The organism is Escherichia sp. E1130, assembly GCF_005781065.1.
In the GTDB taxonomy this organism is placed as follows: Bacteria; Pseudomonadota; Gammaproteobacteria; order Enterobacterales; family Enterobacteriaceae; genus Escherichia.
Genome location: NZ_VATL01000027.1, coordinates 87,135 through 103,126, shown reverse-complemented (window position 1 = coordinate 103,126; position 15,992 = coordinate 87,135). Strand labels below are relative to the sequence as shown.

11 protein-coding genes are annotated in these 15,992 nt (G+C 51.6%); 4 read left to right on the top strand and 7 right to left on the bottom strand.

Annotated features, from left to right (window positions below):
- Window positions 1-4: 4 nt before the first annotated feature.
- On the bottom strand, window positions 5-3,055 hold the full coding sequence (gene fdnG / locus FEK66_RS21615) for a formate dehydrogenase-N subunit alpha (protein ID WP_130209998.1): 3,051 nt from the start codon (window positions 3,053-3,055) through the stop codon (window positions 5-7).
- Between the two features lie 193 nt (window positions 3,056-3,248).
- On the opposite strand from fdnG, the gene fdhD reads away from it, so the two are divergent.
- From fdhD to FEK66_RS21595, 4 genes are all read left to right on the top strand, one after another.
- Window positions 3,249-4,085: a formate dehydrogenase accessory sulfurtransferase FdhD gene (gene fdhD, locus FEK66_RS21610; protein WP_135408289.1), complete on the top strand. Its 837-nt coding sequence runs from the start codon at window positions 3,249-3,251 to the stop codon at window positions 4,083-4,085.
- 434 nt (window positions 4,086-4,519) lie between these two features.
- Window positions 4,520-6,355 carry an ATP-binding protein gene (locus FEK66_RS21605; RefSeq protein WP_000105778.1) on the top strand — a complete coding sequence of 612 codons (1,836 nt, stop codon included), beginning with the start codon at window positions 4,520-4,522 and terminating at the stop codon, window positions 6,353-6,355.
- 1 nt (window position 6,356) lies between these two features.
- On the top strand, window positions 6,357-8,663 hold the full coding sequence (locus tag FEK66_RS21600) for a tetratricopeptide repeat protein (protein WP_135495354.1): 2,307 nt from the start codon (window positions 6,357-6,359) through the stop codon (window positions 8,661-8,663).
- Between the two features lie 212 nt (window positions 8,664-8,875).
- Window positions 8,876-9,931, top strand: a complete 1,056-nt coding sequence (locus FEK66_RS21595; protein WP_135495353.1) for a YiiG family protein — start codon at window positions 8,876-8,878, stop codon at window positions 9,929-9,931.
- Between the two features lie 81 nt (window positions 9,932-10,012).
- Here the strand turns inward: FEK66_RS21595 and araD are convergent, their stop codons facing one another.
- From araD to yiaN, 6 genes are read right to left on the bottom strand one after another with little or no spacing between them, the layout of a single operon-like run.
- Complete coding sequence (gene araD, locus FEK66_RS21590; protein WP_135408284.1) at window positions 10,013-10,708, bottom strand: L-ribulose-5-phosphate 4-epimerase; 696 nt, start codon at window positions 10,706-10,708, stop codon at window positions 10,013-10,015.
- Window positions 10,702-11,562: an L-ribulose-5-phosphate 3-epimerase gene (locus FEK66_RS21585; protein WP_130260099.1), complete on the bottom strand. Its 861-nt coding sequence runs from the start codon at window positions 11,560-11,562 to the stop codon at window positions 10,702-10,704. Before FEK66_RS21585 ends, araD begins: the two co-directional genes overlap by 7 nt.
- The gene (ulaD, locus tag FEK66_RS21580) at window positions 11,555-12,217 is read right to left on the bottom strand and encodes a 3-keto-L-gulonate-6-phosphate decarboxylase UlaD (protein WP_000089481.1); all 663 of its coding nucleotides are present in this window, start codon (window positions 12,215-12,217) and stop codon (window positions 11,555-11,557) included. Before ulaD ends, FEK66_RS21585 begins: the two co-directional genes overlap by 8 nt.
- Window positions 12,214-13,710 (bottom strand): L-xylulokinase, encoded by a 1,497-nt coding sequence (gene lyxK / locus FEK66_RS21575; RefSeq protein WP_135495352.1) that lies wholly within the window; start codon window positions 13,708-13,710, stop codon window positions 12,214-12,216. Before lyxK ends, ulaD begins: the two co-directional genes overlap by 4 nt.
- A gap of 3 nt (window positions 13,711-13,713) precedes the next feature.
- A complete protein-coding gene (gene yiaO, locus FEK66_RS21570; RefSeq protein WP_130258797.1) occupies window positions 13,714-14,700 on the bottom strand; it encodes a 2,3-diketo-L-gulonate TRAP transporter substrate-binding protein YiaO in 987 nt (328 codons plus the stop codon).
- A 12-nt stretch (window positions 14,701-14,712) separates the two neighbouring features.
- Entirely contained in the window at window positions 14,713-15,990 is a 1,278-nt protein-coding gene (gene yiaN, locus FEK66_RS21565; protein ID WP_130258798.1) for a 2,3-diketo-L-gulonate TRAP transporter large permease YiaN, read from the bottom strand.
- Window positions 15,991-15,992: the final 2 nt, after the last annotated feature.

Here is a 15,992-nt window from a genome sequence, read left to right as displayed (position 1 = left end):
TCCGTTATACCTTTTCCACATTCACAAGGAAGGACTTAAACTCCGGCGTCTGCGTGTTCGCATCACCAACGAATGGCGTTAACGTATTGGCAATAAAGCCTTTTTTTGCAACACCTTCATAGCCCCAGTGAATTGGAATACCGATGGTATCGATATCTTTGCCGTTCGCTTTCAGCGTGCGAATACGTTTGGTCACCACCGCTTTGGCTTTGATATAGCCACGGTTGGAGGAGACTTTCACGGTATCGCCCTGGGCAATGCCAAGTTTATTCGCCAGCGACTCACCGATTTCCACAAACTGCTCTGGCTGCAAAATCGCGTTCAACAGCGCGTGTTTGGTCCAGTAGTGGAAGTGCTCGGTCAGACGATAGGTGGTTCCGACATATGGGAACTTATCGGCTTTACCCAGAGCTTCGGCGTCGTCTTTAAAGATACGCGCAGCCGGGTTCGAGATAACGTTTGGATGCAGTGGGTTAGTCCCCAGCGGCGTTTCAAACGGCTCGTAGTGTTCCGGGAACGGACCTTCCGCCATCTTATCGAGGGCAAACAGACGTCCCATGCCTTCCTGCTGCATGATAAACGGCCCGACGCCACTGCCCGGAGGCGCTGCGCTGTAGTCCGGAATATCCCAGCCGGTCCACTTAGTGCCGTCCCATTTCAGCAACTGACGCTTCGGATCCCACGGGTTACCCTGCGGGTCTGCGGAGGCGCGGTTATACAGAATGCGGCGGTTAAGCGGCCATGCCCATGCCCAGCCCAGCGTGTTACCGAGGCCAGACGGATCGGCGTTATCACGACGCGCCATCTGGTTGCCTTCTGGCGTCCAGCTACCGGCGAAAATCCAGCAGCCACAGGAGGTCGTACCGTCATCGCGCAGTTGGGCGAACGAGCTAAGTTGTTGGCCTTTCTTGACGATAACCGCACCGGTTGCCGGATCGGTAATATCGGCCAGCGCCTTACCGTTACTCTCCATCGCCACTTCTTCTGAAGATGGCTCATGCGGAATGGCGTAGTTCCAGGTCATGTTCAGCACCTGGTCCGGGTTCGCGCCACCCTGTTCGGCATACATCTTGCGCAAGCGCAGGAAGATACCGGAGAGGATCTCGCCGTCAGTCAGCGCAATCCCCGGGGCGTCCGCACCTTTCCAGTGCCACTGCAACCAGCGACCGGAGTTAACGATTGAACCGTTCTCTTCCGCGAAGCAGGTCGATGGCAGACGGAACACTTCGGTCTGGATCTTCGACGAGTCAACTTCGTTCAGCTCACCGTGGTTCTGCCAGAAGTTGGAGGTTTCAGTATTCAGTGGGTCGATGGTCACGAGGAACTTCAGTTTCGACAGACAACCGATCACTTTGTTTTTGTTCGGGAATGAGGCAACCGGGTTAAAGCCCTGGCAGATATAGCCATTGACCTTGCCCTCTTTCATCATCTCGAAGTATTGCAGGACGTCGTAGCCTTTATCCCACTTCGGCAACCAGTCAAAGCCCCAGCTATTTTCCGCCGTCGCTTTATCACCAAAGAAGGCCTTCATCATGGAGACGAAGAATTTCGGGTAGTTGCTCCAGTAGTTAACCTGTCCTTCCAGCAGCGGTTTCGGCGTGCTGGCGGCGAGGTAGGTTTGCAGATCAGTCTGCTTCTCGCTTGGCAGCGTCATGTAACCTGGCAGGCTCTGCGACAGCAGCCCCAGGTCCGTCAGCCCCTGAATGTTGGAGTGACCGCGCAGGGCGTTAACGCCGCCGCCTGCCATGCCCATATTGCCGAGTAGCAGCTGGATCATCGCCATCGTACGAATGTTTTGCGCGCCAACGGAGTGTTGCGTCCAGCCGAGCGCGTAGAGGAACGAGGCAGTTTTATCGTGAGCACTGGTTTCGGCGATATATTCGCAGACTTTCAGGAACGCGTCTTTTGGCGTACCACAGATGTTTTCAACCACATCTGGCGTGTAGCGGGAAACGTGCTGTTTCAGCAAGTTCCACACGCAGCGCGGATGTTGCAGCGTGGTATCGCGTTTGGCGAAGCCGTTTTCGTCCAGTTCGTAGGTCCAGCTGGATTTATCGTACTTGCGTTTTTCCGCGTCGTAGCCGGTGAACAGGCCATCTTCAAAGCCGTAATCCTCACGCACGATCAGGCTGGCGTTGGTATAGGCTTCGGTGTATTCGCGGTTGAATTTTTCATTGTTCAGCAGGTACAGCAATACGCCTGACAGGAAAGCAATGTCAGTACCGGAACGAATAGGGGCATAGTAGTCAGCCACCGCCGCCGTACGCGTAAAGCGAGGATCGATCACAATCAGCTTCGCGCCGTTGTGAATTTTGGCTTCCATCGCCCAGCGGAACCCGACCGGGTGAGCTTCAGCGGCGTTACCGCCCATCACCACGACGAGGTTGGCGTTCTTGATGTCGACCCAGTGGTTGGTCATCGCACCGCGACCAAATGTTGGAGCAAGACTTGCTACCGTTGGTCCGTGTCAGACACGCGCCTGGTTGTCGACCGCGAGCATACCCAGCGCGCGGGAGAATTTTTGCGTTAAATAGCCGGTTTCGTTACTCGACGCGGAAGCACACAGCATCCCGGTGGAGAGCCAGCGGTTAACAGTCACGCCTTCGGCGTTTTGCGCAATGTAGTTAGCATCGCGGTCTTCTTTCATCAGTTTGGCGATGCGATCAAACGCCTCTTCCCAACTGATTTGCTGCCATTTATCAGAACCTGGCGCACGGTATTCCGGGAACTTCAGACGGCTTTCGGAGTGGATGAAATCCACCAGGCCAGCGCCTTTCGGACAAAGTGCACCGCGGTTGACCGGGTGATCCGGATCGCCTTCGATATGGAAGATAGATGCTTTGGCGTTTTTTGCTCCGTCACCGAGGCTGTACATCAACAGCCCACAGCCTACGGAACAATAGGTGCAGGTATTACGGGTTTCGCGGGTGCGCAGCAGTTTATACTGCCGGGTTTCCGCGAGTGCTACGCTGGGTGCAAAACCCAGTGCCGCTGCCGTGGTGCCTGCCATACCGCCAGCGCAGATCTTAAAGAACTGCCTTCTGCTGACCTGCATGGATTGCTCCTTGTTTCGACATTGTCACGTCCCATTTACATTCGCTTGCTGAGTGTGCAGGGAGTGGGAGTTATTTTTCTTTGCGGAAGGGGCCGCAAAGGTCCAGAATTGGCTCAATTTCCCTCCATCCAAGAAGGGTTTGTAACAGAATACCATAATGTTGGTGTGTGTGTTCTTATCTGGTTAAGAGAAAGTGAAAAAAACACAGCAAAAAGAAACCAAAAATGTGACAAATATCACAGGTGTTCGTCAAATTGAGTTATGGCGGCGTGACGATTTACAACACCCACGGTTAGATGAGGTGGCGGAAGAAGTTCCCGTTGCGCTGGTCTACAACGGTATTTCGCATGTGGTGATGATGGCGTCGCCCAAAGACCTTGAGTACTTTGCGCTCGGTTTTTCGCTTTCCGAGGGGATTATAGAAAGCCCGCGCGATATCTTCGGCATGGATGTCGTTCCTTCCTGTAATGGTCTTGAAGTACAAATTGAGCTTTCCAGCCGCCGCTTTATGGGGTTGAAGGAGCGCCGCCGGGCGCTGGCGGGACGTACGGGCTGTGGCGTATGCGGCGTGGAGCAACTTAATGACATCGGAAAACCGGTGCAGCCGCTACCGTTCACCCAGACGTTTGATCTCAATAAACTGGATGATGCATTACGTCATCTCAATGATTTCCAGCCAGTGGGGCAACTGACTGGTTGTACTCACGCCGCCGCCTGGATGTTGCCATCTGGCGAACTGGTCGGCGGGCATGAAGACGTGGGTCGCCATGTGGCGCTGGATAAACTGCTGGGCCGCCGGGCGCAAGAAGGGGAAAGCTGGCAGCAAGGTGCGGTGCTGGTTTCCAGTCGTGCCAGTTATGAAATGGTGCAAAAGTCGGCGATGTGTGGCGTAGAGATTTTGTTTGCGGTGTCTGCCGCGACCACACTTGCCGTGGAAGTGGCCGAGCGCTGTAATCTGACGCTGGTGGGCTTTTGTAAACCGGGGCGGGCAACGGTTTATACGCATCCGCAGCGTTTGATTCATAATTAAAGAAATACCGCAATTCTGATTCTGGATTGCGGTTTTATTTTTCTATTAAATAATCCTCAATATATTATTCAGCATTTATACTCGTCATACTTCACGTTGCATGTGCTGCGACTGCGTTCGTTCACCCCAGTCACTTACTTTAGTAAGCTCCTGGGGATTCACTCGCTTATCGCCTTCCTGCAACTTGAATTATTTAGAGTATAAATAATATTTCACCACAAGAAATTATCTCGTTAACTTCGGTTTATATCGATATACTCCAGTCGCATTAATCCTTTAAGAATTAATCATTATTTATATAAAACATTTTGTTTTAATCATCGCGTCAATAAATAAATGTTTCCGATGTGTGAATGAAAATAACAAACCTTGCACCGGTTGTAAAAACAGCAATGTATTTTCAATAGTAGGTGATGGATTATGAGTATTGAAAAATGAGTACATTACAGTTACCTGGCAGTTCATATTCTACAGAAGTTAATTTAAACGGCTTAATTGAGGTGCTCAGTAAGCATCTTTACTCCACACCCGTGGTTGCCGTGCGCGAGCTGGTGCAGAACGGCCATGATGCGATTGTGCGCCGCAGGATTGAGCAGCCCGATGCGCCAAAGGATAACCAAATTCGTGTGGTGGCTGACGTGGCGAAGTCCACCATCACCATTACCGATACCGGTGCGGGTCTGACAGAAAGCGAAATACACGGCTTCCTGGCGACAGTAGGTGTGGGTTATACCCGAATGTTGCGCCAGCAGGATGACAACACCGGTTTAATTGGTATGTTCGGCCTCGGTTTTTTGTCGGCCTTTGTACTGGCAAAAGAGGTCACGGTGTTGACCACATCCTGGCAAACGCCGGATCAGAGCTGGAAATACCACTCTACCGACGGGCAAAAATATACCGTTACGCCGCATCAGTCCTCGGAAACGGGAACGCAGGTGATTCTGACGCTCAAAGAAGAGTACAGCCATCTGGCGAGTAATAATTTGCTGAACCGCGTTCTTTCCCGCTACTGCATATTGCTGCACGAACCGGTCTATGTCGGCGATGCCAGCGAGCCGGTAAATAAACTTCAACCACCGTGGCGTGAAGTTGCCCCCGAAGGCGTAACCATGCACCGTGCGCTAGTACAGCGTAAAAATCTCGCCTTTGCCGCGCAGTTTGAATCCTCCTTCGAACCGATTTGCACCATTCCGGTGGTGCCCGCGGGAATGAGCGACGCGGTCGGGATTTTATGGATTCAGGATGGCGCGACCTACGGCACCAGCGATAACCGCAACCTGTCGTTGTTTTTGCGCGGTATGTTACTGGATGATGAAGCGCGTGAATTGTTACCGCCCTGGGCCGGATTTATTGGCGGCGTGATTGAGTCATCGAAACTGACGCCGACGGCGAGCCGGGAAGATCTTCAGCGGGACGAAACCTGGGTTGCGGTACAAGAAGCGTTAAAAGAGGCGCTGATCTCTGGTTTGTCCGATCTCGCACAAAATCAGCCAGAAATCTGGCGGCGTGTATTAATGCGCCACAACGAAGCGTTGCTGGGTGCGGCATTGTGTGATGACCGCCTGTTTGATTTGCTCAAAGATCGCTTGCAGGTGCCAACGTCAAAAGGGGCGCTGCTGGCGAAGGATTTACGCGTTAATAACAGCATTCATATTCTGTTAAGCCGCGACGGCGGTTTTGAAGAGATGTTGTTCCACATTCTGCAACGGCCCGTAGCCCGTGGCGATCGCTATGCGGTGGTGCCATTTTTACGCCGTTGGGCGCTGTTATATCACTGCCGGATTATCGAAGTCGGTACGCAAACAGGTAATGAGCAGTTGTTCAGCCTGGCGGAATTACCCGAAGAGCAGGTGGCTTATCTGGAAGAGCATCTTTGCGATGGCGAGCAATTAATTATCTCCCGCTTCGAACCAGCGGTTTTACCGCTCGTGGTCACGCCAGACCGTGAAGCAGAATTAAAACAAATTCTCGAACAGGATGACGCAGATAAACGCATCAGTACCGCAGCGTTAATGCTGGCGCGGCAATTTACCTCGCAAATCCAAAAAACGAAAACCTCAAGTCTGTATATCAATCTTAATAACCCCTGTGTCATGCAACTGGTGACTGCCTTACAACACCATCAACAGCCAGCGGCAGCATTACGGTTATTAAAATCGCTGAAAGTGATTTTGTGCTCCAGCGGCAATAAAGAACAGCAGTGGGATTTACATCAGGCACTGGAAGATTTTACTCAGGTTATTCCTGTCTTAATTAATCAAGGAAAATAAAATGGATACATGGGAGTGGTACAACAAATATAGTCAGGAGTTGCGCGATGCCGGGCAAGAATATATTCCGCAGCTTATTGATGATTTTTCAGAAAGTGTTTTGCACCTGCAAATAGAAAAATGCGATTCGCTATTGCCGGAAATGAAAGCACTGAATCAAGTAGCCAAAAATCCGTGGCTGGAAATATTTATTGGTCACTGGGAAATGCGTCATCGCCTGACTAACTATGAAGAAGGTGAAAAGGTGCTGCCAGACGTGGTAGCGCTGTTTGAAAAAGCGCATCGGGAAGAGGCGAAAGATTGCCCGCAGTCCATTTGCGTTACCCAGGATTTATCAGCCTGCTACGAAAATATTGATGCACCTGGCTGGGCGAATGAACGCATGGCGGTGTGTGAGGAAACCATCGCGCGCATTGATCCGACCTGGAGCTGTTTTCAATGTTTGTCCACCGAATATGCCAGCGCACTGATAGATTCCAAAAGGGCAGAAGAGGCACTGGCGTACCTGGATCGGCAAATCGACGCGGTTAAAGCATCCGGTGATGATGATATTGAAGCATTATTGAATACCCGTGCCGATATTTTGATTGAACTGCAACGTTACGATGAAGCACGTAAATTAATTGATGAACTGGCAAAAGAGAACGATTACTGGGGACGTGATCGCATCAGTTATCACCTCAAAAAACTGTACATCATGGCGTTATGTGGGCAGGACGAAGAGGTCTGGGAGGAATTGCCTCGTTGGTCAGATCTGACCCCCTATTCGTGGGGCATGTGGGTGAAGATAATCACCGTGTTACTTCCCCGTCATCCACAAAGAAACAGCTGGCAGTTGGCGCGCATCATCCAACAAATATTGGAACATCGTTCGCAGGCCGGGGCGCACCGCAAAGCGGTTGATCTGGCGAAACTGCAAATTACCCTGGCGCTGGAGCGCGAATCCGTCTGGATTGCCAAAATGGCGATGAAACTGGCCCAGCGGCACATGCCAAAATTACGCTCGTTACTGGGCGTTGATCGCGAGTTTCTCGAACTTAGCGAAAAAATTGCCGCCAAAGAAGCGGAGTTGCTTGCTCGTCCGGTTGTAGAAGTACCTGAAAATAGCGATGAAGAAACGCAGCCCGACCCCGAAAAAGACGTCGAAACATTCCGTCGCGCTTATCTGAACACGCCAGATGATGCGGAATTGCTGGGCAAACTGGTCAATGCGTTAAACGCCTGTAATGCGATTAATGAGTCGATCGAACTTTTGCAACGCCACGTTGAAAGTCACCTTCAGGAAGATAACGGCCTTTGCTTCGATCTACTGGATCTCTTGCTTAACCGTGGCGATCAGCAAGCGATCGAGTACCTGGCGAAGCTGTATGAACAGGCGGGTCTGCTACATATGGCGCTGTGGTTCCGTGCGCGGGTGATTAACCAACAGGAAGACTGGAGTGAACTGGAGTCGATTGGGCAACAGTTGCTGCAACACGAAAAAGGGCGTGAGTGGGTTGGCGTTTATCGCATGTGCTCCTGGGCAGCACAAAAACAGGAAGCCTGGGATCGACAACTGGATTATTTACAGCAATTGCAGCAACTGATGATTAGCCGTGAAGAAGATATTCGAAATCTCCAGTGGGATATCATGGCGACCGCCAGCATCCTGCAACAATGGGATTTGGTTCGTGCTATTGCTGCTGAACTGGAAATCGAACTCACGGAAGGCGAAGGTTTTATTGACGAAAAATGGGGGCTGTTAAACATCCGCTTCCGGGAAAATTATGAATACCGCTATTACTATGCTCAACGTATTGGGCCGGTAACAGCAAGGATCATTGAGCCAACTTACCGGACCGATTATCCGCAACATGTTGATGAAGTTGTGGTATTCGATGCAGAAATGTTGAACTCCCGACCAGAGGATGAGGAAGAGCAGAAGAATTTCACGCCACTTTATGCCTGCCTGCAAACCATTATTCCGACCGAATACGGCGAGTCCTGGTTCTGCGAAGGTGTCATGCCTGGTGAAGAACAGTTTAATGCCTTCCGTGAGGCGCTCCGCGAACGAAACTGGTACTACTGGAGCAACAGTAATGATGACTATACGTTAACCGATAGTCATCAGGGTGAAGATGCGCAGCCACTTCCCGCATTCTACTTTGTTATCAGTGCGCCGCGTTCAGTTTCTAAAGGTGATATCGACAAGACCTTGCACGAATTGACCGCTGACTGGGAACATCCGTTGTGCTGGTGGCGTCTTGCCAAAGAAGCCGGGGCGAATGAAGAGAAGCATGCCGCTATTGCCGAACGCTACGGGATGTAGTGCGTGATTAATGGCGGGGGGGAGATGACACTCCCTCTCGCCAGGGTTGTGCCGTTAATTAAAATGAGTCCTGTGATTTAGAGATTAAATTACAGGACTCATTCATTTTGTGGATATTATAGATTTATTTATAAACAAAACACGCGTAGTGACATTTTCTTTTTTCCTTTATTATATTCACTCTCTTATCTATATATTTATAAGGCAATTAAATGAAAAGGAATTTATTATCTTCAGCTATTATTATCGCTATAATGGCCCTCGGTATCACCGGATGTGATGATAAAAAAACTGAAACAGAAACTCCCCCGCCCGCCAATAGTCAACCTGCCGCACCAGCCCCTGAAGCGAAACCTACTGAAGCTCCCGTTGCAAAAGCAGAAGCTAAACCTGAAACGCCTGCGCAACCGGAGGTGGATGAACAAGCGGTTTTCGATGAAAAAATGGATGTCTATATCAAGTGCTACAACAAGTTACAGATCCCTGTACAGCGCAGTCTGGCGCGTTATGCTGACTGGCTGAAAGATTTTAAACAGGGACCAACGGGTAAAGAGAGTCATGTTTATGGCATCTACGGCATTAGTGAATCCAGTCTTTCTGAGTGTGAAAAAGGCGTGAAAAGTGTTGTGGCGTTAACGCCTGAGCTGCAACCTATTGATGGCGTGGCGTTGAATTATATTAATACCGCAGTCGCGCTGGGGAATACTATTAATGAAATGGACAAATATTACACCCAGGAAAATTATAAAGACGATGCGTTTGCCAAAGGGAAAACGCTGCACCAGACATTCTTAAAAAATCTTGAAGCCTTTGAACCTGTAGCAGAATCTTATCATGCGGCAATTCAGGAAATTAATGATAAGCGTCAGCTTGTAGAACTGAAAAATATTGAACAAAGAGAAGGGAAAACATTCCACTACTACTCTCTGGCTGCCATGATTTCAGCGAAACAAATTAATAACCTGATATCGCAAGAGAAGTTTGATGCAGAAGCGGCAATGAAGAAAGTGGCTGAACTTGAAACGCTGGTGGCGCAAGCCAAAGAAGTGAGTAAAGACAGTATGAATTCTCTCTTCACAGGGGCAGCAGACCGATATCAAATTGCATCTAAAAAATATGTTCGTCGTATCAGAGATAAAGTCCCGTATTCTGACTGGGATAAAAAGAAACTTCAGGACGCAAACACAAGCTGGATGGTCGAAGACTCATATCCGAAATCATTACAAGCTTATAATGAACTGGTCGGTAACTATAATCGCCTGCGTTAAACGTTTCTGATTTTTGTGCGCAATGTAATCGGGAGTATATCAATTCATAGTACCGGGGCGATGAAGCCCCGGCGTGAGAGATTATTGCCCGTAATAAGCATTGGCCCCATGCTTACGCAGGTAGTGCTTATCTAAGAGTTCGTTTTGCATGGCAGGAAGCTGCGGCGCGAGCTGGCGTGAGAACAGGCCCATATAGGCGCATTCTTCCAGCACTACGGCATTATGCACCGCATCGGCGGCGTTTTTACCCCATGCGAACGGACCGTGAGAATGCACCAGTACCGCCGGAATTTGTGCCGGACTCCTGCCACGTTCTTCGAAAGTTTCAATGATCACTTTGCCGGTCTGGTATTCATACTCGCCGTTGATCTCCTCTGCGGTCATCTGGCGTGTGCAGGGGATTGCACCATAAAAATAATCGGCGTGTGTGGTGCCCCAGGCGGGGAGATCCAGCCCGGCCTGTGACCAGATAGTGGCGTGGCGCGAGTGGGTATGCACAATGCCACCGATTTCGGCATAGCGACGGTAGAGCGCCAGATGCGTTGGTGTGTCGGACGAGGGCTTTTTGCTGCCTTCCACCACCTTGCCGCTGGCTATCTCAACCACCACCATATCATCGGCGGTCATCACGTCGTACTCGACGCCGGAAGGCTTGATTACCATCCATTGCCGCGTGTTGTCTACCGCGCTGACATTGCCCCAGGTGAATGTCACCAGATGGTGAGCGGGAAGCGCCAGATTCGCCGCCAGCACGTCGGCTTTCAGTTGCTCTAACATAGAAATCCGGCCTCCTGCATACGCGCTTCAATCCACCGCCGTGCCTGAATAATCTCCAGTACCGGCTCGTTGGCTTTTTCGGTCCACATCTCAATCAGAAATGATCCGCGATAGTTCAGCTCATGCAGCGTTTTGAAGATGCCAACGAAATCGACGCAGCCTTCGCCAAACGGCACGTCGCGGAACTGTCCGGGGCTTTGCTCGGTAACGGGTTGAGTGTCTTTCAGGTGGATTGCGGCAATACGGTCAATGCCCAGCTTCAGTTCGGCGGGAACATCATTGCCCCAGGCGCTAAGATTGCCGACGTCCGGGTAGACGGTAAACCACGGCGAGGCGAGCATCTCGTCCCATTTTTTCCATTTGCTGATGGAGTTCATAAACGCGGTATCCATAATCTCCACCGCCAGCATTACTTGTGATGCCGCCGCCTGTTCTACCGCCCACGCCAGCCCTTCAGCAAAACGTTGCTGCGTGCCGTCGTCATGGTCTTCGTAATAGACGTCGTAACCAGCCAGTTGAATGGTGCGAATGCCGAGATCGCGCGCCAGGCGAATCGCTTTACTCATGATTTCCCGCGCCCGTTCGCGCACCGCCTCGTCCCGGCTGCCAAAAGGAAAACGGCGATGGGCAGACAGACACATTGACGGAATAGCAACGCCCGTTTCGATCATCGCGGTGACCAGTGAGGCACGTTGTGCGGCGCTCCAGTCAAGACGTGAAAGCCGTTCGTCGGTTTCATCCACTGACATTTCGACAAAATCAAAGCCGCAGCTTTTTGCCAGCACCAGCCGCTCCGGCCAGGAGAGATCTTTCGCCAGCGCTTTTTCATAAATCCCTAACGGATGATTACGCACGCGCGCCTCCCCAGATAGCATCGATTTGCGCATGGAAATCGCCAGCCACCTGCGCCGGATTTGCTGCTCCCGCCAGCGCCCGCCCGGCAATAAACGCCTTCACGCGGATATCTTTAAACAGCGGCAGGTCAGCAGGGGTAATCCCGCCAGTAATGGAAAGCTCAAGGCCGATATCGGAAAGCGCTTTCATGCGCGCCAGATCGGCCTCGCCCCACTGTTGCCCGCTGGCCTGCGCGTCACGACCACGATGATAAATGGCCTGCCGCACGCCAATACGATGCCAGTCACGGGCGTCGTCCAGTGTCCAGTTACCAAACAGCTCTATCTGGATTTCACCGCCGCAGCGTTGCGCCATCGCGTGGCCTTTTTCTACCGTGGCGAGCGGCGCGGCGCAGATGATGGTCATCCAGTTAGCGCCTGCGCCAAAAGCCTGTTGCGCGAGTGTTTCACCAGCGTCGGCGACCTTCCAGTCAGCAACGATGATTTTGTCCGGGCACTGTTCGCGCAAGGCTTTCACCGCGCCAAGCCCTTCGTTTAAGCAGAGAATGGTACCCGCTTCAACAATATCGACGCTGTCTTTTAACAGCGTAACGTCGCGCTGCGCGGCTTCAAGTGATGAGTGGTCGAGGGCCAGTTGCAGAAGTGGTCGGCTCATAATGTGTGCTCCTTAATGCGGGCGTGATAACCCTGAAGTGCAGCAATGAGATGCTGATAGCGTTGATATTTTTGTTGGTAAAGTTGATGCGCGGTCATATCCGGCAGCAGGGTGCGTACCGGGTGCTGTAAGTCACGTTGGGCTTCGCTGAAATTGCGATAAACCCCGGTGCCGACGCGGGCGGCAAGCGCCGCGCCAAAACAGCCGGTTTCTTCCACCTGCGGCAGCTCGATACGCAGACCGCTGACGTCCGCCAGCATTTGCATCCAGACATCGGAGTGCGCCGGACCGCCAGTCACGCGCAGGGTGTGAACATCAGTAAAACGTTCGCGCATCCGGTTGAGATGGGTCATATGGCTGAACACCACCCCTTCATAGATGGCCTGCAACAGGTGCGCGCGGGTATGAATGGCCTGCATCCCGTAGAAACCGCTGGTCATCTCAAGTCCGGCGTTGCTGCCGTACAGGAACGGCAAGAAAAAGAGATCGCCACCGGCTTTCGGCAAGCTGGCAACCGCCTGGTTGATCTCTGCAAACGAGATTTCTCCCCACTGTGCGGTAAACCATTCGAGGTTGCCGGAAGAAGTAGGGCTGGCTTCGTGCACGATAAATTCACCATCGTTAACGTAGCGACCATAGACATACGGATGCGCTTCACCGTCACGTAGACCGCTGGTTATGCCGCTGGTCACCGCCCAGGTGCCCATCACCGCATTGAGGGTAAATTCGTCTTCGATCCCGGCGCAGAGTGCGGTAGAAACCACATCAAACAGGCCGCCGACAACGGGCGTACCCGCTTGCAGACCTGTCAGTGCTGCTGTCTGAGCGGTGATTTCCCCGCAGATTTCGGCAGATCCCACAACAGGCGGCAGGGCGGGGTTGATTTCACCGATCCCCAGCCAGTCGGTGAGACACGGGTCATATTCCCCAAGACTCATGTTGTAAAGATTGGACTCGGAAATATTGCTCTCTTCGCAGCCTTTCACGCCAGTTAAACACCAGCGCAGGTAGTCGTGCGTCATCATCACGCAGCCAATTTGCGTGTAGCGTTCCGGTTCGTGCGCTTTCAACCAGCGTAACAATGACACCGGATGCCCGGTCCACAAGGTTTGTCGGGTCAATGGGTAGAGTTTTTCCGGGATGCCATCTTCCTGCCAGCGACGAACGATTTCCATCGCCCGGCGATCCGAAGACAAAATAGCATTACCGAGCGGCTTGTCGTTTTTATCCAGTAAAAACAAACCTTTTCCCTGAGCGGAGATACCGATGCCAACAATTTGTTCCCCGCTGACGCCGGAATGGGTAAGCAGGGCGCGAATGACAGCAGTGCAGCATTGCCACAGTTCTGCCATATCGCGCTCTGCCCAGCCTGGCTGCGGGCTTAATGCGCATAGCGGCAGGCGCTGCACGCCTGCCTCCCGGCCTTCGCGGTCATACAGCCCGGCTTTCAGCCAGCTACCGCCACAATCTAACCCCAGCCAGTATTGCGTCATGGTTTATTGCACCTCATCCACGGCTTTCAGCAGATCGGCGCCCTGCGGAACATCTTTAACAAACATGTCGCGAACCTGGTTCCCCAGCGCATCGCTAAAGGCTTTGCGATCGAGATCGGTGATGACTTCTACGCCCGCGTCTTTCATGCCGTCGATGATTTTTTGCTGATTTTCGGCGACTAGTTTGCGCTGGTAATTACCCGCTTCTTGCGCGGATGAGATAAGCACTTGCTGGAACTCCGGGCTTAAGCCATCAAACTTCGCTTTGTTGATTACCACCAGAAGCGGTGAATAGGCGTGGTGTGTCAGAGAAAGATACTTCTGCACTTCATAAAATTTTGCCGACCAGACGACGTTGATCGGATGCTCCTGGGCGTCGATGGTGCGGGTTTCCAGCCCGGTATAGACTTCGGCAAACGGCATCGGGATCGGGTTAGCGCCAAAGACTTTGAATGCTGCGATATTCATCGGGCTATTGTTGGTGCGGATTTTCAGCCCTTTCAGGTCGGCAGGCGTTTTAACCGGTGCGCGCGAGTTGGTGACATCGCGCCAGCCGTTTTCCCAGTAGGCCAGTACTTTCAGTCCTTTACCTTCAAGGGAGGCTTTCAGGTCATCACCGACTTTACCATCAAGCGTTTTATGCGCATGGGCGGTGTCGCGGAACAGGAAAGGAACGTCGAGCAGGTTCATCACCGGCGACAACCCGGCGAAGTTATTCGAGCCGGACATCTCCATATCAATAGTGCCGCCGCGCACGCCGCTAATCATCGCCTGTGCGTTACCGAGAGTGCTGTCCGGGAACAGTTTTAATTTCAGTTCGCCTTTGGTTCTCTCCTGTAATAATTCATTGAATTTTTTCGCCGCAATATGTTGTGAATCGGTTTGTGAGGTTTCATAACCGAAACGTAATGATTGCGCCGCCAGTGAAGATGTACTGAATGCAGCCAGGCCAGCAATGAATAATGCGTAGGTTACAGAGCGTAATTTCATAATATTTTCCTTTTAATTAATCCATTTCGAAGGGAGGATGATGAGATCGGGAATAAAAATAAATGCGGCTAATAAAGAATATAAAACCAATACGTAAGGGAAAACGCCTCTGACTGCATCATCAAATTTTAATCTCGCCACACCTGAAATAACGTTAAGTACATTACCGATGGGGGGTGTAATTAAGCCGATTGAACAGTTGATGATAAACATGACACCGAAATAAATCGGATCAATGCCAGCCTCTTTAACTAAAGGCATTAATACCGGAGTGAGAATTAACACGGTTGGTGTTAAATCCATAACCATGCCGACGATCAAAATTGCCAGCATAATCACGATAAACAACAAACGTGGTGAATCGACCAACGGTTGCAGTAAATCAGAAACCATCATCGGCAGTTCAGCAATGGTAATCAGCCAGGCGGAAACTTGTGCCGAGGCCACCAGAAACATGACCACAGAGGTCGTTTTCGCCGCGCCAATTAGCACATGCCAAAGTGTGGCGAAGGTCATTTCACGGTAAATAACTGTGGCGACAAACAACGCATAGAAAGCAGCAACGGCCCCGGCTTCGGTAGGGGTAAACAGACCGGAGCGAAAACCCCCAATAATGATGACCGGAAGAAACAGCGCCCAGATACCGGAGACAAAAGAGTGCCAGATTTCCTGCATTGTCGCTTTTTGCTGGCGGGGTAAATTAAGACGACTGGCCTGCCACCACCAGGTGAGCATCAGCGTTGCGCCCATCATAATGCCTGGGGCAATTCCTGCCATAAACAGTTTGCTGATGGACAAACCACTGGAAACGCCAAAAATAATAAATGGAATGGAAGGTGGAATAATGGGAGCGATAATCCCGCCTGAGGCAATTAGCCCCGCGGCCCGGTTGACCGGGTAGTTGGCGCTGCGCATCATCGGCACTAATAGCGCGGCAACGGCGGCGGTATCCGCAACGGCAGAACCGGAAAGACTTGCCATAATCATTGCCGCCAGAACACCCACGTAGCCCAACCCGCCAGGTTTATGCCCAACCAGTTTCATCGGCAGGTCAACAATGCGTTTTGACAAGCCGCCCGCATTCATGATTTCACCCGCCAGCACAAAGAATGGTATCGCCAGCAGGGAGAAACTGTCGGCTCCGTTCACCAGCGTTTGTGCCATGATCTGGACATCAAACATCTCCAGCCAGAACATTAACGCTGCGCCACATAACAAAAGTGCCCAGGCAATAGGCAAACCGATAGCAATGCCACCCAACAGGCAGCCCAGAAAAATCAGCACAGCCATGA